Origin of the sequence: Nocardia sp. NBC_01499 (genome assembly GCF_045040275.1) — a bacterium.
In the GTDB taxonomy this organism is placed as follows: Bacteria; Actinomycetota; Actinomycetes; order Mycobacteriales; family Mycobacteriaceae; genus Nocardia.
In genome coordinates this window covers 6,589,696-6,605,979 of record NZ_CP109426.1, presented here as the reverse complement: position 1 = coordinate 6,605,979, position 16,284 = coordinate 6,589,696, and the positions used below count along the sequence as shown (strand labels likewise).

General features: G+C 68.5%; 15 protein-coding genes and 1 pseudogene. 4 read left to right on the top strand and 12 right to left on the bottom strand.

Annotation, left to right across the window (positions count from 1 at the left end; genetic code table 11):
- Positions 1–19: 19 nt before the first annotated feature.
- Positions 20–274 carry a 30S ribosomal protein S18 gene (rpsR, locus tag OG203_RS30170; protein WP_405160626.1) on the top strand — a complete coding sequence of 85 codons (255 nt, stop codon included), beginning with the start codon at positions 20–22 and terminating at the stop codon, positions 272–274.
- 75 nt (positions 275–349) lie between these two features.
- Here the strand turns inward: rpsR and OG203_RS30165 are convergent, their stop codons facing one another.
- Positions 350–913 carry a LysM peptidoglycan-binding domain-containing protein gene (locus tag OG203_RS30165; protein WP_405160625.1) on the bottom strand — a complete coding sequence of 188 codons (564 nt, stop codon included), beginning with the start codon at positions 911–913 and terminating at the stop codon, positions 350–352.
- Between the two features lie 210 nt (positions 914–1,123).
- Between OG203_RS30165 and OG203_RS30160 the strand changes: the two genes are divergently transcribed.
- The gene (locus tag OG203_RS30160; RefSeq protein ID WP_405160624.1) at positions 1,124–1,585 is read left to right on the top strand and encodes a hypothetical protein; all 462 of its coding nucleotides are present in this window, start codon (positions 1,124–1,126) and stop codon (positions 1,583–1,585) included.
- A gap of 12 nt (positions 1,586–1,597) precedes the next feature.
- Here the strand turns inward: OG203_RS30160 and OG203_RS30155 are convergent, their stop codons facing one another.
- The 11 genes and pseudogenes from OG203_RS30155 to OG203_RS30105 form a co-directional block, all read right to left on the bottom strand.
- Positions 1,598–1,933 (bottom strand): hypothetical protein, encoded by a 336-nt coding sequence (locus tag OG203_RS30155; RefSeq protein WP_405160623.1) that lies wholly within the window; start codon positions 1,931–1,933, stop codon positions 1,598–1,600.
- A 34-nt stretch (positions 1,934–1,967) separates the two neighbouring features.
- Positions 1,968–3,545 (bottom strand): bifunctional phosphoribosylaminoimidazolecarboxamide formyltransferase/IMP cyclohydrolase, encoded by a 1,578-nt coding sequence (gene purH, locus OG203_RS30150; RefSeq protein WP_405160622.1) that lies wholly within the window; start codon positions 3,543–3,545, stop codon positions 1,968–1,970.
- On the bottom strand, positions 3,542–4,291 hold the full coding sequence (gene purN, locus OG203_RS30145; protein WP_405160621.1) for a phosphoribosylglycinamide formyltransferase: 750 nt from the start codon (positions 4,289–4,291) through the stop codon (positions 3,542–3,544). Before purN ends, purH begins: the two co-directional genes overlap by 4 nt.
- A 6-nt stretch (positions 4,292–4,297) precedes the next feature.
- Positions 4,298–5,806 carry a DUF6350 family protein gene (locus OG203_RS30140; RefSeq protein ID WP_405160620.1) on the bottom strand — a complete coding sequence of 503 codons (1,509 nt, stop codon included), beginning with the start codon at positions 5,804–5,806 and terminating at the stop codon, positions 4,298–4,300.
- Between the two features lie 75 nt (positions 5,807–5,881).
- Positions 5,882–6,934: a DUF5336 domain-containing protein gene (locus tag OG203_RS30135; RefSeq protein ID WP_405160619.1), complete on the bottom strand. Its 1,053-nt coding sequence runs from the start codon at positions 6,932–6,934 to the stop codon at positions 5,882–5,884.
- 241 nt (positions 6,935–7,175) lie between these two features.
- Positions 7,176–7,439 (bottom strand): hypothetical protein, encoded by a 264-nt coding sequence (locus tag OG203_RS30130; RefSeq protein WP_405160618.1) that lies wholly within the window; start codon positions 7,437–7,439, stop codon positions 7,176–7,178.
- Positions 7,440–7,520: 81 nt separating this feature from the next.
- The gene (locus OG203_RS30125; RefSeq protein ID WP_405160617.1) at positions 7,521–8,771 is read right to left on the bottom strand and encodes a hypothetical protein; all 1,251 of its coding nucleotides are present in this window, start codon (positions 8,769–8,771) and stop codon (positions 7,521–7,523) included.
- 547 nt (positions 8,772–9,318) lie between these two features.
- A pseudogene (locus OG203_RS30120) lies at positions 9,319–10,491 on the bottom strand (BTAD domain-containing putative transcriptional regulator); the annotation flags it as partial.
- A gap of 213 nt (positions 10,492–10,704) precedes the next feature.
- Positions 10,705–11,619 carry a succinate--CoA ligase subunit alpha gene (gene sucD, locus OG203_RS30115; RefSeq protein WP_405160616.1) on the bottom strand — a complete coding sequence of 305 codons (915 nt, stop codon included), beginning with the start codon at positions 11,617–11,619 and terminating at the stop codon, positions 10,705–10,707.
- 11 nt (positions 11,620–11,630) lie between these two features.
- Entirely contained in the window at positions 11,631–12,797 is a 1,167-nt protein-coding gene (gene sucC / locus OG203_RS30110; RefSeq protein ID WP_405160615.1) for an ADP-forming succinate--CoA ligase subunit beta, read from the bottom strand.
- A gap of 392 nt (positions 12,798–13,189) precedes the next feature.
- Positions 13,190–13,327 (bottom strand): hypothetical protein, encoded by a 138-nt coding sequence (locus tag OG203_RS30105; RefSeq protein ID WP_405160614.1) that lies wholly within the window; start codon positions 13,325–13,327, stop codon positions 13,190–13,192.
- 15 nt (positions 13,328–13,342) lie between these two features.
- Here OG203_RS30105 and OG203_RS30100 point away from each other — a divergent pair, with 15 nt between their 5' ends.
- Together OG203_RS30100 and OG203_RS30095 are read left to right on the top strand one after the other, a co-directional pair.
- Positions 13,343–14,569 (top strand): M23 family metallopeptidase, encoded by a 1,227-nt coding sequence (locus tag OG203_RS30100; RefSeq protein ID WP_405160613.1) that lies wholly within the window; start codon positions 13,343–13,345, stop codon positions 14,567–14,569.
- Between the two features lie 288 nt (positions 14,570–14,857).
- Entirely contained in the window at positions 14,858–16,237 is a 1,380-nt protein-coding gene (locus OG203_RS30095) for a DUF1731 domain-containing protein (RefSeq protein ID WP_405160612.1), read from the top strand.
- Positions 16,238–16,284 lie beyond the last annotated feature (47 nt).

Below are 16,284 nucleotides of genomic sequence, written 5' to 3'. Positions count from 1 at the left end.
TCGTACGAAGGATCCGTATATGGCAGTCAAGCGAGCACCGTCGAAGAAGGTTCGCGCCGAGCAGGCCCGCCGTCCGAAGAAGAACCCGCTCATCGCCGCGGGCATCGAGCGGGTCGACTACAAGGACGTCAACCTGCTGCGCACGTTCATCTCCGATCGCGGCAAGATTCGCAGCCGCCGGGTCACCGGGCTCACCCCGCAGCAGCAGCGTCAGGTTGCCGTCGCGGTGAAGAACGCCCGCGAAATGGCGTTGCTCCCCTTCACCAGCCGGTAGGCGCACCACCCTTAACGAAAACGTGGGGCCCCGAATGCGTTCGGGGCCCCACGTCTTGTCTTGCGCCGCAATAGATTACGGGATGGTCAGCACCTGGCCCGGGTTGATCGCGTCCGGGTTGTCGATGCCGCTGGCATTCGCGATCTCCTGGTAGCGGTTGCCGTCACCGTAGAAGCGCTCGGCGATCGCCCAGAGGGTGTCGCCCGGCTCGACCGTGTAGGTGCGCTGCTCGGGGGCGGGCGGCGGAACCTCCTCAGCGGCAGGGGCCTCGGCGACCGGCTCCGGCTCGGGGGCCTGCAGCGGGTTGTCGGTCTTGGTGTCCGAGGCCCACAGCGCGCTGCCGTCCTTGCCGTACAGCACCACGTTGCGGTCGGCCTGCACGACCAGCCGGTCCGCGTCCTTGCCATTGGTCTCGGTGGACCAGGCCGAACCTTCGCCCTTGTACAGCACGAAGTTGCCGTCGTCCTGCAGGGTCGCGCGCTCGACACCCTGATTGTGAGTCAGGGTGGACCACACCACATTTCCGCCCGGCTCGGACAGCACGAGGTTGCCGTCGTCCTGCAACGTCAGGGTGTAAGCACCACCCTGCAGGGACTGGCCCAGTCCGAGTTCTTCACCAACGCGCAGTGTGTCGCCCACGGTTCTTCCTTTCGAAGGTTCTGAAGAGCATCCGACAATCGACGCGGGCCGAAGACACAGGCGCGCATCTAGGCCGAAGATACTGCGCTGGACCGGGCTACGTAGGGATTACGCGCATGGTTCGCGGAAAGTTCACTGTGGGGTGTGTCCTATTGCCGTGTCATGTTCTCTGTGAGATGTCGGCGGGCTTTGCCCACTAGGGTGGTCGCCATGACTCGGATGTCCGGCGGGCGTGCCGCCGCAGCTGTTGCCGTTGTGCTCGGGTGCCTCGTCGCTACGGGGTGTGGCGGGTCGGATGATGCTGGGACGCAACCGAAAACCAGCACGACCACCAGTGCCGCGCCGAGCACGCCGAGCGAGGACTCCGGCGGCAACCGCGGCAACGAGTTCACCGCCGACCCGACCATCGTCAACGCGCGCCCGATTCCGTTCACCTCGTGGACGCGGCTGGCAGACGACCGGATCGCGGTCAACTTCCAGACCGGAACGCCCGAATGCTACGGCGTGGACGCCACTGTGCGCGAAACTGATTCGACGGTCACCGTCGAGCTGCGAGCGGGCACCCGCGCCGACGCGGTCGGCCGGATGTGCACCATGAACGCCGTGTTCGGCTCGCTCGAACTGCCGCTGAAGGCACCGCTGGGCAACCGGCAGGTGCTGAGCGCAGTGTAGGGCGCGACCGCGCTACGCCGCAGGTTCGCCGACGGCGTCGGCCAGTGCCGCGAATTCGAGATAGCTGACCGCTTGCGGCGGGAAGCCGAAGGTGTCGACAGGTGCAGGTGCAGCAGGTTCGGTTCGGGTATGCCTCAGGCGTTCCGGCGCGCCTGGCACCGGGTCGGTATCGATCACGATGTCGCCCGGACTGCCGGTCGAACCAGCCTGGGCGACAACATCATTACCGGTGAACGCCCGCAGTCCGGCGGCGAAATCCGTTGCGGTGTCCCGCAATGCGGCGTGCGTGTACAACACTCGCGCCCGCACACCGAGGACCGCAGCCGGGGCCGAAACGCCGAACGCCACGTCGGCGGACCGGCGTGGCGTTCGGCGTTGTGAGTCAGTGGGCGAAGTGGCGGGATCCGGTCAGGTACAGGGTCACTCCGGCCTCGCGGGCAAGGTCGATGGTTTCCTGGTCGCGGACCGAACCGCCGGGCTGCACGATCGCGCGCACGCCCGCCTGGATGAGCTGCTGCGGGCCGTCCGGGAATGGGAAGAACGCGTCCGAGGCCGCGACCGAACCCTTGGCACGGTCACCGGCGCGCTGCACGGCCAGTTGCACCGCGTCGACCCGGTTGACCTGGCCCATGCCGACGCCGACCGAGGCGCCGTCGTGCGCCAGCAGGATCGCGTTGGACTTCACGGCACGGCAAGCGCGCCAAGCGAATTCGAGGTCGGCGAGGGTCTCGGCGTCGGCCGCGGTACCGGTGGCCAGCGTCCAGTTGGCCGGATCATCGCCCGCGGCGTCGAGCACATCGCGCTGCTGCAGCAGCGCGCCGCCGCTGATCGGGCGCAGTTCGGCGCCCGAGCGACGCGGCGGCTCGGCGATCAGGATGCGCACATTCTTCTTGCGCTGCAACACTTCCACCGCACCGTCGGCATAAGACGGCGCCACGATCACCTCGGTGAAGATCTCCGCGACCTGCTCGGCCATCTCCACGGTGACCTCGCGGTTGGCCGCGATCACGCCGCCGAACGCGCTCACCGGATCGCAGGCGTGCGCCTTGCGGTGCGCCTCGGCGATGTCGGCGCCGATCGCGATGCCACAGGGGTTGGCGTGCTTGATGATCGCCACCGTCGGCGCGGTGTGGTCATAGGCGGCGCGCCAGGCAGCGTCGGCATCGGTGTAGTTGTTGTACGACATCTCCTTGCCGTGCAACTGCCGCGCCTGCGCGAGGCCGAGGCCGCCGTCGTTGTTGGTGTACAGCGCCGCCGCCTGGTGCGGGTTCTCGCCGTAGCGCAGCATCGCGGCCCGCTCCCACGTACCGCCGAGCCAGGTCGGGAACCGCTCGCCGCTGTCCTCGACCGGCTCGGTGACGCCGGCGACGAGCACCGAGGTCATCCAGCTCGCCACCGCGACATCATAACTCGCGGTGTGCTGAAATGCCTTGGCCGCCAACGTGGTCCGTTCGGCCAGCGTGAAGCCGCCGGACTTGACCGCGTCGAGCACGTCTTCGTAGTCACCGCTGTCGACGACCACCGCCACCGACGGATGGTTCTTCGCCGCGGCCCGCACCATGGACGGTCCGCCGATGTCGATCTGCTCGACGCACTCGTCCGGGGTCGCCCCGCTGGCCACGGTCTCGGTGAACGGGTACAGGTTCACCACCACCAGCTGGAACGCGTCGACGCCGAGCTCGACCAGCTGGTCGACGTGGTCCTGCTTGCGAGTGTCGGCGAGGATGCCGGCGTGCACCCGAGGATGCAGCGTCTTCACCCGCCCATCGAGGGTCTCCGGGAACCCGGTCAGCTCCTCGACCTTGGTCACCGGGATGCCGGCGTCGGCGATCTTGCCCGCGGTCGAACCGGTCGACACCAGCTCGATGCCGGCGGCATGCAGACCGGTCGCGAGCTCGATGAGGCCCGTCTTGTCGTAGACGCTCACCAGCGCCCTCTTGATCGGCTTGCGCTCACTCACCGGAATACTCGCTCATTCGGGATAACTGCCTTTCGTCCGTCGGAAACAATGCCCCGCGTCGCGACGGCGGCGACGACCTGCGCCAGCAACCGCCTTTCGACAACCTTGATGCGCTCGTGCAGGCTGGCCTCGTCGTCGTCGGGCAGCACGGGCACCGCCTCCTGCGCGAGGATCGGCCCGGTATCGACGCCCGCGTCGACCAGGTGCACGGTCGAGCCGGTGACCCGCACCCCGTAGGCGAGCGCGTCGCGCACCCCGTGCGCGCCGGGGAAGGCGGGCAGCAGCGCGGGGTGGGTGTTGATGATTCGGCCGCCGAACCGGTCGAGGAAGGCCGGGCCGAGGATCTTCATGAACCCGGCGGAGACCACGAGATCGGGTGTGTAACCCGCGACCGCGTCGGTCAGCGCGGCATCCCAGGCGGCGCGATCGGGAAAGTCGTTCAGCGCCACCTTGAACTGCGGCACGCCCGCGGCCGCGGCGTGCTCGGTGGCCGCGCAGGTGCGGTCGACGCCGACGGCGACGATCTTCGCGGGGAAGTCGGGTGCGGCCGCCGCGTCGAGCAGCGCGCGCAGGAGCGAGCCGGTGCCGGAGGCGAGCACGACGACGGTCGCGGGGGCCGCGGCGGGTGTCCACTGGGCATGCGGGGGCGGCCCGGGGTCGGCAGCCGGCGAAGCTGGCGGGGTGGGTGAGCTCAGGGCTCTACTCCTGCGGTCGATCGGATGGCGGACGGAAGAGTTCCGCCGCATTAGAGCCTAACGGCCGTCTACCCGGTCACTTTCCGGCAGGTCCGCCTCGACCACCTCGGCATCGACGATGTCGTGTGTGGTAACCGGGTCGGGCGTGCGGACGGTGCCGATGGAGGTTTGTTCCTCGACGAGTTCGCCGTCCAGTTCGACTTCCAGGTCCGGGCCGTCGTAGTCGTTGTAGTCGTCCTCGAAGTAGTCGCGGTTCTCGGTGTGGTCGTCGGCGGCGTAGTAGTCGTCGTCTGCGTAATCGTCGTCGTAGTAATCGTCCTCGTCGTACGGGTCGGCGTAGTCGCCGGGTGCCGCACCGACCGGGACGAGGAACCAGCGCGCGAACGCCAGTCCGACGTAGCCGGGGATGGCCAACCACGCGAAGGTGACCACGGCGAACACGGGCAGGTCGACTCCGATCCTGCCGAACGTGCCGAGATCACCGCCCGCGATAGCACCGAGCAGCAGCAGCGCGACGGTGGCCAGCCCGGCCGAGCACAGCGTTGCCCACGGCGCGCCGATCCGGTCGGTGGAGCCGCGGGCGAGGTCGAGCCCGCCGAGCACGCCGACTGCGGCCGGGATCAGCAGCAGCACCGGCCACCAGCCCGCCGCCGGTCCGGTCGGCACCGCCGCCATCAGCGGCACGGCCGGAATCGAGCCGCCGACAACAGAAAACACGCCGAACGACGCGACCCCGATCTGCGCGCTGGCACCGACGAGCACGCCGATCGCCTGAACCACCAGGTTCGGCAGGTAGGCCAGCGAGAGCAGGGTCAGCCCGATCACCCCGGCGGCGTTGCCCGCGCTGTGATAGGTGTCGCCGACCCGAGGGATGTGCACGAGAAACGAGAGGACGATCAGCGCGGTGGCGCAGCCGAGCAGGCGCAGCACCGCACGACCCGCGCCGTACATGCCGGAGATCGCCCACTCGGGCAGGCTGAGTAGCGCGAACAGTTCGCGCCGGGTCCTGGTCGCGATACCGCCCACTGCCGCAACGAGATACAGGCCGCCGACCCAGGCGAACGCGGCGAGGGTGTTCGGCGGTTGCAGCGCGACGACGCCGGACGCGTCCTCGGCGACCGCGAGGCAGATGGCCGTGATCAGCAGCGGTCCGGCCAGCGCGGCACCGACGATCCAGCCGAGATCGGCACGCGTGCAATCGGGTTCGACGGCGCGGGCGCATTCCCGGCCGGCCAGCCAGACCACCAGCGCGGTCGGCAGCAAGGGAAGCAGGCCAACCGAGGTCTTGCCGATCACCAGCGGAACCTGGTGCACGCCAAGCCATCCCGCGGCGATCGCGCCCGAGGTACCGGCCAGGTTACTGCCCGAGGTCAGCAGCGTCGCGAGGACGAGAACGATGATGGCGGTGAGCGCGTAGGTCGTCGGACGCCCGGCGACCAGGACGAGGACCCTGGCCCGCTCCGGGGTCAGCGACAGAAACCCGACCTCCTCGGGCTCCTGGTGCGGCTCGGGCACACTGCGAGACCCGCCGGTCCGGCGCACAAGAGAGTTTCTGGAGGATCCCATGACAATTCAGCGTGGCAGCTCCCCCGGCGCGAGCGGGTCAGGCGCGCCGCGTAACCCGCGCCGGGGGGACGACTGCTACTTGTTGTCTTCGGACGGACGGAAGGCCTGGGTGGCGTCGGAGGACGGGTCGCCGCCCTGCTCGCCGCCGAACGGCTGACCCTGCTGTGCGCTCTGCTGGCCCGGCTGCGCGTAGTTCGACGAACCGTAGGGCGACTGCTGCGCGGAACCGAAGTGCTGCGTGGCACCCTCTTGCGGCTGCGGGGTGCTCGGCGCACCGTACGGCGAAGCCTGCTGCGGCCCACCGAAGGCCGTGGTCGGCGGCTGCTGACCGTACGCGGGCTGCTGGCCGTAGGCCTGCTGGCCCTGCTGGCCGTACGCGGGCTGGCTCGGCTGGCTCTGGCCGTACGGCGAAGCCTGCTGTGCCGCACCGTAACCGGGCTGCTGACCGTAGGGCGACTGCTGGCCGTAGGGCTGTCCCGGCTGGGCCTGGCCGTAGCCGGGCTGCTGGCCGTACGACGGCTGGCCCTGGCCGAACGCCGAGGGCTGCTGGCCGTAGCCGCTCTGCCCGAAGGCGGGGGCAGTGGCGGTGGCAGGCCGCGGTGCGGGCGCCTTGACGATGCCGGACTCGAGCAGCACCGCGCCGACCGCGACAACGGCCTGCGCGAAGGCGAGCACAAGCAGGACGTACGCGCCCCACTTCAGCTCGATGCCGTCGGAGAGGGTGAACGAGTGCAGCAGCAGCGCGAGGAAGCCGGCGACGGAGGCCGCCGCGGCCGCGCCGTTCCAGCTCTGCTTGGGCAGCACCGACAGACCGGCGAGCAGGCCGCCGAGCAGCAGGATGGCGAGCAATGCCGCGCCGCCCGCCTCGAACAGGCTCGCGGTCTGGCTACTCGCCACCCTGGCGCCGCCGAAATCGACCGCCTTGGTGCCGACGAAGGGCAGGAAACCGAGCAGGAAGTTGATCACGCCGAGCGCCGCGACACCGACCACCAGAAAGAACGGCAGCCCCTTGGCCTCGGCACCGGTAGCACTCGAACCGGAACTGGCACCACCCGCCGTAGCACCGGTGTTGGACGGGGTGGAGGGCGCGGGTGTGTTGTACCCGGAGCCCCCGGACGGGTATGACATGTCGTCGTCTCCTAGGTCGAGTCATACGTGGTCTTCAACTGCTGGATCTGCACCTGACGCTACTGCACTCCTTCGTCCAGGTCACCCTTAACCGACCGGCCGCACGACTTGATCAGCCCTTCATGTCCAGGTCGCGAGGGGTTTGCCTGCTGCAAGCACTGCCGTAACGAAGCGCTTGCTCTGGCATGAGTTCGGCCCGGAGCCGCGCGGTCGCGAACACTCCGGGTCGAGGTGGTTCCGGTCAATACCGGGGGATGAGCTGCCAGGCGCCGTAGCTGCCGACGCAGTCGAAGTTGGGCCATTCGCCGTTGTCCATGCCCTGGTTGCCGCGGGCGAGGCACTGGTATTCGTATTCGAACGGGCCGAGGTTGCCGGGGGCGGGCGGCGCCGCCGAACCGCTGTCGAAGGGGCCCGCGTACGCGGGGGCGATAGGGCCGAACAGACCCGCGACTATCAGGGCGGCGGTAGCGGCGCCCCTGGCAGCCGCGATGCGGGTGGTGGTCATGGTTGTCGCTTTCTTGTCTGGTGTGGTGTGTGCGAGAACCAGACTTCAGGCCGATCGTCTCAGCGCGGTTTCACCCGCGTCTCACGCCGAAAGACCAGGCCTGACCAGCCGATCCGTATAGCGGCGCCAGCCGAATCCGGCCGCGGCGCACTCGGCGCGGACCCCGTCGAGCAACGACCGCGCGCCCGCGTCGTCGCCTTCCGCATGCCGCAGCGTCACCGAGACCGCGCGGGCGGCCAGCAGCGGCACGCCGCCGGGTGCGGCCGCGAAGAACTCGTCGAGCAGCACCCTGGCCGCGGCGGTGTCGCCCTTGGCGAGCAGCACGTCGGCCAGGTCGACGCGGGCCAGGCCCGTCGCGTCCTCTTCGTGCGCGAGGGCGGCGCGGCAGTAGGACTCGGCCGCGTCGAGGCTGCCGGACGCCAGCGCGGCGGCGGCGCGGGTCAGGTCGTTCAGCGGCAGGATCTGCCGGTCGTCCAGCCGACGGGCGTAGCGATCGGACTCCTCGGCGGTGGCCAGTGCCTCGTCGACGCGGCCGAGCCCGAGCAGTGCCTTGGCCTGATTGCTCAGTCCGCGGGAGAGTCCGTGCTCGTCCTCGTGCGCCGCGTCCACTTCGCAGGACCGCTGATAGGCCGCGAGCGCCTCGGCGGGGTCACCCGAATACAGCAGCGCCGTGCCGAGCGCGTCGGCGAAGGACGAGCCCTGGGTGTCGCGCACGGCCAGCCGCTCCCCCTCGCGCAGTCGCTCGACGGCCTCCGGCAGCCTGCACCGCTCGATATCGACGATGCCCTGGTAGTAGCGGACGGTTTGAGCCAGTTCCGGATCGTCGAGTGGTGCGGCCAGCTCGCCCGCCTTGGCAAGTTGCACTGCGGCGGACTCCAGGTCGCCGGTCATCAACGTGTGAAAACCATAGTGGCTCAAGGCTTGTGCGAGCTCGTGCGCGGCGATGTCGGCCGAGCCGGTAAGCGCAGCGTAGTGCCGTTGCGCCTCGCGGAACCAAGCTCTGGCGAGCCAGGGCACATGCATTTCGACCGCGAGCCGCAAAGCATCGGTGGCCCTTGATGTTCCGGGCGCACGCTCCAGCGCGGCCAGGATGTTCGGCCATTCCGCGAATACCGCCGCCACCGATTCGGCGGCGGCGAAATCGTCGGGTGCGCCGATCGTGCGCACCAGGCTCAAACACCACAGCAGGTGCCCGGCGCGCAGTTCCTCGACCTCGTCCGCCTCCGTCAGCCGGGCAAGTGCGTAGTCGCGGACCGTCTCCAGCAGCACGAATCGTCTTGTCGCACCGTCGGTCTGGACGGTGACGAGGTTGCGGTTCACCAGATCCGCCATGGCGGGTGCGATATCGCCCTCGTTCGAGATCGCCGTCCGGCAGCACCGCCTCGGCCGCCTCCAGGGTGCAGCCGCCCGCGAACACCCCGAGCCTGCGCAATACCGTGCGTTCCCGCTCGGCGAGTAGCTCATGGCTCCAGTCGAGCGCGACCCGCAGGCTGGTGTGCCGACCGCCAGCGGCACCACGCGCGCCGCCGACCAACAGCCGGACCCGATCGTCGATCCGTTGTGCCAGTTGGGAAATCGTCAAGGTCCTGGTGAGACCGGCGGCCAACTCGATGCCGAGCGGCAGCCAATCCACCGCCGCGCAGATCGCCACCAGCTCGTCGCGCTCGGTCGCGGTCACCAGCCCGGCCAGCCCGGCCCGCTCGATGAACAACGCCACTCCGACACTGCGATCCAACGGACCGAGCGGGTATACCGACTCCCCCGGCACCCCCAACGGCTGCTGCGAGGTGACGAGCACACTGAATCCAGCTGCCGCCGTGACCAATTCGGCTACCGAATGCAGCACGTGCTCGGCATTGTCCAGAACCAGCACGGTGCGCTTGGTGCCGAGCGCGGCGATGATCCCCGGCAGTGGGCCGTTCGGATCGATCGACCCGTCCGATGCCAGGCCGCTCGCCTCCAATGCCGCGGCCACCGCGGGCAACACATCCGCTGCGCGGCCGAGCGGTGCCAGCTCGACAAGCACGACGGGCCTGCCGGATTGCCCTATCGACCGCGCGAGTTCGGCGGCGAGACGAGACTTTCCGCTGCCCGCGACACCGACCACCGTTGTGATTCCCGGCTCAGCGAGACGTGTTGTGAGCGTGGCGAATTCACGGCCACGACCGACGAAGCTGGTCATCGGGGCCGCTACCGGTGCTGGCCATGGTCGCGGTTCCGGTTCAGTCGCTGACTCGCTCGCCGCGACAACCGGACCGGCCCCGGCCTGGTTGGTCTCCGATGACCTGACCGGCACGGCCGATGCCCGCAACGCCGGATCATGGTCCAGGATGCGAAGTTCCAGCGCACCCGTGTCCGGCGAAGGGTCGACACCCAACTCCTCGGACAACGCCCGCCGCAGCCGCGCCAGCCGTTCCAACGCGTCGGCTTGGCGCCCCGTGCGATACAACGCCAACGCCAACAGGCACGACAGCGGCTCATGCAGCGGATGCCGCGCGACCAGCCCGGTCAGCTCGGTCACCACCTCACCGGCCGCACCGAGTTCGAGATTCGCCTCCAGCCCAGCGACGGTCAGCGAAAGCCGCCAATCATCGAGCCGCTCCCCCTCGGCCGCCGCGAACGGAATCGTGCGCAGGTCGGCCAGCGCGTGCCCACGCCACAGCGCGAGCGCCGCCCTGGCCGCGGCCGCGACGGCGGCGTAATCGCCGGTGCGCCGCGCGGCATGCAGCCGTTGCGCCGCCGCTTCCGCGGCAAGCAGATCGCTCGCCGACACCGTCGCCTGATATCCCGCCGGTGTCCGCCCGATGACGTCGGCCAACGGCCCGAGCGCGGCCCGCAGCCGCGACACCACCACGCGCAGCCGCTGCACCGGCCGTTCGACCTCGGCCCCCCACAGATCCTCGGCCAGTCGCCCATCCGGCACCGGAACACGATTCGCCAACGCCAACCGCACCAACACGGCCCGTTCCAGCGGCCGATCGACGGTCACCGCGACTCCGTCAGCCCACGCCTGCACTGGACCCAACACCAGCACATCCACGCCGATAAGCATGCCCTGTCCGGTACGTCCGCGTCTTCCCTAATCTCGATGAACCGGTTGGCATCTCAGTTCGTGTCCATGATGAAGGCCGCCTTCCGAGCCGGGGCGGCCTTCGCTCATGACAAAGGCCGCCTTCCGATTCGGAAAGCGGCCTCGGTCAAATGCGCGGATCAGGCCCGCCTCGTCCCCGCCATCACCCGCAACGGAGACGCTTCGCGCCGTTTGTCAGACCTCTACGCTTGCCTTTTCGAGGATCTCGCGAGCCAGCGCTGCGGTCTCGGACGGCGTCTTGCCGACCTTCACGCCCGCGGCCTCCAGCGCGTCCTTCTTCGCCTGGGCGGTGCCCGCCGAGCCGGAGACGATGGCGCCCGCGTGGCCCATGGTCTTGCCCTCGGGGGCGGTGAAGCCCGCGACGTAGCCGACGACCGGCTTGGTGACGTTGGCCTTGATGTAGGCCGCGGCCCGCTCCTCGGCGTCGCCACCGATCTCGCCGATCATCACGATCAGCTTGGTCTCGGGGTCCTTCTCGAACGCCTCGATGGCGTCGATGTGGGTGGTGCCGATGACCGGGTCGCCGCCGATGCCGATGGCGGTGGAGAAGCCGAAGTCACGCAGCTCGTACATCATCTGGTAGGTAAGCGTCCCGGACTTGGAGACCAGACCGACCGGGCCCTTGCCGGTGATGTTGGCCGGGGTGATGCCGACCAGCGCCTCGCCGGGGGTGATGATGCCGGGGCAGTTCGGGCCGATGATCCGGGTCTTGTTGCCCTTCTCCACGTTGTAGGCCCACGCGAACGCGGTGTCCTGCACCGGGATGCCCTCGGTGATGACCACGAGCAGCGGGATCTCCGCGTCGATGGCCTCGATGATGGCGTCCTTGGCGAACTTCGGCGGCACGAAGGCGATGGAGACGTCGGCGCCGGTCTCCTTGATGGCCTCGGCCACGGTGCCGTACACCGGCAGCTCGACCGCGTTGCCGTCCTTGTCGGTGTGCGCGACGGTGGTGCCCGCCTTGCGCGCGTTGACGCCGCCGACGACCTTGGTGCCTGCCTTCAGCATCAGTGCGGTGTGCTTGGTGCCCTCGCCGCCGGTGATGCCCTGAACGATGACCTTCGAGTCCTTGTTGAGGAAGATAGACATTTCCGGATTCCTTACTTGGCCGCTGCCAGTTCGGCGGCCTTGTCGGCGCCTTCGTCCATTGTCTGCGCAAGCGTGATCAGCGGGTGCGCGGCGTCGACCAGAATCTGGCGACCCTCGTCCACCTTGTTGCCGTCGAGACGGACGACCAGCGGCTTGTTCGCCTCGGCGCCGAGGATCTCCAGCGCCTTGACGATGCCGTTGGCGACCGCGTCACAGGCGGTGATGCCACCGAAAACGTTCACGAACACGCTCTTGACCTGCGAGTCACCCAGGATGACGTCCAGGCCCGCTGCCATCACCTCGGCCGAGGCGCCGCCACCGATGTCGAGGAAGTTGGCGGGCTTGACGCCGTTGTGGTTCTCGCCCGCGTAGGCGACCACGTCGAGGGTCGACATGACAAGACCGGCACCGTTGCCGATGATGCCGACCTCACCGTCGAGCTTGACGTAGTTGAGGTCGTTCTCCTTGGCCTTGAGCTCCAAGGGATCGGTCGCGTCCTTGTCCGCGAAGGCCTCGTGATCCGGGTGCCGGAACTCGGCGTTCTCGTCCAGGGTGACCTTGCCGTCGAGGGCGAGGATCTCGTCCTGCGGGGTGCGCACCAGCGGGTTGACCTCCACCAGGGTGGCGTCCTCCTTGACGAACACCTCCCACAGCTTCTGGATGGTCACGGCCGCGGCGTCGAGCACGTCGGCCGGAAGGTGGCCCTGCTCGGCGATCGAGCGGGCGAAAGCGAGGTCGACACCCTTGACGGCGTCGACGGCGATCTTGGCGAGGCGCTCCGGCTTGGTCGCGGCGACCTCTTCGATCTCCATGCCGCCTTCCACCGAGCACATGGCCAGGTAGGTGCGGTTGGACCGGTCGAGCAGGAAGGAGATGTAGTACTCCTCCGCGATGTCCTTGGCTTCGGCGACAAGAACCTTCTTGGTGATGTGGCCCTTGATGTCGAGGCCGAGGATGTTCTGCGCGTGCGTGAACGCGTCGTCCGGGGTGGCGGCGTACTTGACGCCACCCGCCTTGCCGCGGCCACCGGCCTTCACCTGGGCCTTGACCATCACCGGCTTGCCGATTTCCGCCGCGATGGCGCGAGCGTCCTCGGCCGTGTCCGTGACGCGGCCCTCGGACGAAGGCACTCCGTGCTTAACGAAGAGCTCCTTCGCCTGATATTCGAAGAGATCCATGTACTCACCGTCTCGTCTGCGTTGTGATGACAACGTCTTTGTTGGCGGCCCGACGTCGGAAGCGGGTCGGGTCGGACTCTAATCAGTCACATGGACGGCCAATCGGCCACGTTCATCCTAAGTGGCGCAGGTCACGGGCCGATGCGCGCGGCGGTAAAACCGCTGGCCACCGCTACTCACGAGTAGGTTGCTGACACCTCACCAGGTAGAACCGCCGAACCCACGGGACGGCTCGATCTACTACATGCCGTCGTCGACAGGCCTCGCTCGCGTCCCCAATGCACAGATGGATATTCCGTGGTGTTACCGTGATCAATCTCACATGTTTGGACAGATAGGCCGCAGCGCTTGCGGACCCTGCAATCGTTTCGTTACCGTCATTGCGGTCGATGTCACAGCACGGTCACGACTAGGAGGACGGCAAGCTTGACGCAGCACAGCACTCCGCAGATGGAGAGCCGTTCCGCAGACGACTCGTCGACGCCGCTGATCAGCTGGCATCTCGGCCCCGCGAACATCTCCCGCTCCATGATGTGGCACCGCCGATGAACTATCGCTCCGCCCTTATTCCTGAACATCGCGCACCGTCCGGACAGCGTTATCGAAACGATGACGACGCCTTCGGCGCGCAGGCTCCGCATGGCAGGCCCGCAGGCCCCTCGGTGGACCGGCAACGGAACTCGCTGTTCAACGCCGCGCCCGCAAGGCCGCAGGAGGAATACTCCGCCAGGGCGCATGAGGATTACAGCGCCGCACCGCACGCTGACTACGGCAACGCGGCACCGCAGGATTACAACGCCGGGTACCAAGGCGGCCGCGACAACTCCTGGACCGCGAACGACTCGTGGTCCCAGCAGGATTCGTGGGCACCGCAGAATTCCTGGTCCGACGGCGCCGCGTGGAACGCGGGCGACGCCTGGACCGAGCACGAGGCGCCTGAAACCGGCTCCTGGGCACCGGAAGAGTCCTGGGCACCCGACACCGAGTCGGAAACTCCGGCCACCCCCACCGTCATCCCGGGTCGCCGCGCCAACAAGCGCGGCGGCGCACACCGGCTCCCCGCACCGCCCGCCGCCCTCAAGGGACGTGCCGCGGTCGCCGCCGTAGCCGCGGGTGCCGTCGTCGCCGCCGGACAGGCCGCGTTCGCCGCACCGGACCAGCCGTCCCAGTCCGTCGACTACGAGGCCGCCGGACAGATCCATGAGATCGCCGCACAGTCGGTCAGCCTGGCCGACCCCACCGCTTCGCCGGAAGCGCCGCAGATGCTCGACCTTTCGAAGTCGGGCAAGGTCGGCGAGTTCGACGACATCCTGCAAAAGGGCCAGAAGTACGCGAACGACCTGGCCGCCCAGGAAGCCGCGAAGCTGCGCCCGCTGTTCACCAAGTTCGCCTCGGGCACCTTCACCTCCGGCTACGGCGCCCGCTGGGGCGTCCAGCACCTCGGCGTCGACATCGCGGGCCCCATCGGCACCCCGATCGTCGCCGTCGCCGACGGCACCGTCATCGAGGCGGGCCCCGCCGCGGGCTTCGGCATGTGGGTCCGGCTGCTGCACGACGACGGCACCGTCACCATCTACGGCCACATCGACACCGCAACGGTGTCCCAAGGCCAGCGCGTGATGGCGGGTGACCAGATCGCCACGATCGGCAACCGCGGCTTCTCCACCGGCCCGCACTGCCACTTCGAGGTGTGGTTGAACGGGTCCGACAAGATCGACCCACTGCCTTGGTTGGCGACACGGGGCATCAGCTTGGGCGTCGAACGCGACTAAAGCTCCCCCGCCTCCACGCCAGGGGCAGAGAGTCTTTGCGACAGAAGCGATCATGCCTTCGCAGGCATGATCGCTTCTTTGCATCGTTCCTCGCAGGCGTGGTCACACCTTCGCACGGGTGCTTGGTCCTTCACATAGCGGCAGGCGGTTGTCAGGTGTGCGAAGGATCAAGCGGGGGTGCGAAGCGCGATCGATTGTCGAGTGGCACATCTGGTCCGGGGTTGGGGCGGGCGGTAGGTGATGAGGCGCACGGTTCGGTGGGGGTGGGTGAGGACTAGCGTTTTGGGTATGGCACGTACAACGTTGTACACCCAGTTCATCGCGCTTCCAACGGAACTCGTGTGGGAAGTGGTGGCGGATCCGACACGGTGGCCGGAATGGAATCCGGGCGTCACCTCGGTTCGGCTGCACGGTCCGGTCGCGGTGGGCACTGAGGGTGATTACCTGCCTAGGGGGCGGGTCTACGAGACATTGCACGGACGGACGGCGCCGCCGTTCGTCATCAGCACGCTGGTTCCCGGGCGGGAACTGAGCATCGAGCAGCCGGAACCAGTAGGCCGGATGCGGCTGACGTGGGCGTTGACGCCGCGCGACGGCGGCACCGAGATCACCCAGCGGCTCACGTTCACCGGACCGTCGGCACCGATCGCCAGGATGGTGGTCGGGCCGCTGCTGGAGACCGACGCACGCGTCTGCTTCGCACGGCTCGCCCAGCTGGCCGGTATCAAACCCGCGGCGACCGCACTCACCGCCGTAATCGCCGGTGGCACCGGCGCATTGGGTAAACACATCGCCGCCGACCTGACCTGTCGCGGTCATCGGGTGACCATCCTCACCCGACGACGCGACCCGGGTCTGCCGTTCAACCAGGTGGAGTGGGACGGTAGGTCGGTGGGCAATTGGGTTGCCGCGCTACGCAATCCGGGCCGAACCGCGATCATAAACCTGGCGGGCAAGCTGGTCGACTGCCGACCGAGCAAGCGCAATATCGACGAATTGCGCCGCAGCCGAGTGGATTCCACCCGCGCACTGGTCGACGCAGCCGCCAGCCTGGACGCACCCATCGACTACTGGGTGCAGGCCAGCACCACCGCGATCTGGTCGGACGCGGGCGAAACCCGCTGCACCGAAACAACTCCGCTGCCGGTGGGGCTGCCGCAGATGACCGGCGTCGCCGAACCGTGGGAGCGGGCCTTCGCCGGCGCCAACGCCGCACACTCGACCATCCTGCGCACCTCGATCGTGCTCGATCCACAGGCCCCCGCGCTGAAACGCCTTGGCCAGTTGACCAAAGCGGGCCTCGGCGGCCGCGTCGGACCCGGCGACCAATGGTTCAGCTGGATTCACGTCGAAGACTGGCTGGCCATCGTGCGCGCCGCCCTAGGCCTCGACCCGCAGCTCACCCTGCCGGACGGAATCCTGGTGGCCGCCACCGACTTCCCGGTCCGCAACCGGGACCTGATGGCCGCCCTGCGCAGGCACCTGCACCGCCCACCGGCCCCACCCACCCCGGCACTCATTTTGCGGATCGGCGCAGTCTTCCTCCGCACCGATCCAGCCCTCGGCCTCACCGGCCGCCACGCCACCTCAGAAGTGCTGCGCGACAACAACTTCACCTTCCACTACCCCACCCTCAACGAAGCCCTAACCGACCTACTCCCCCGCTGACCACAGAATCCGCACCCTGACTCGGGATCCGCACCGCCTTTAGGGCC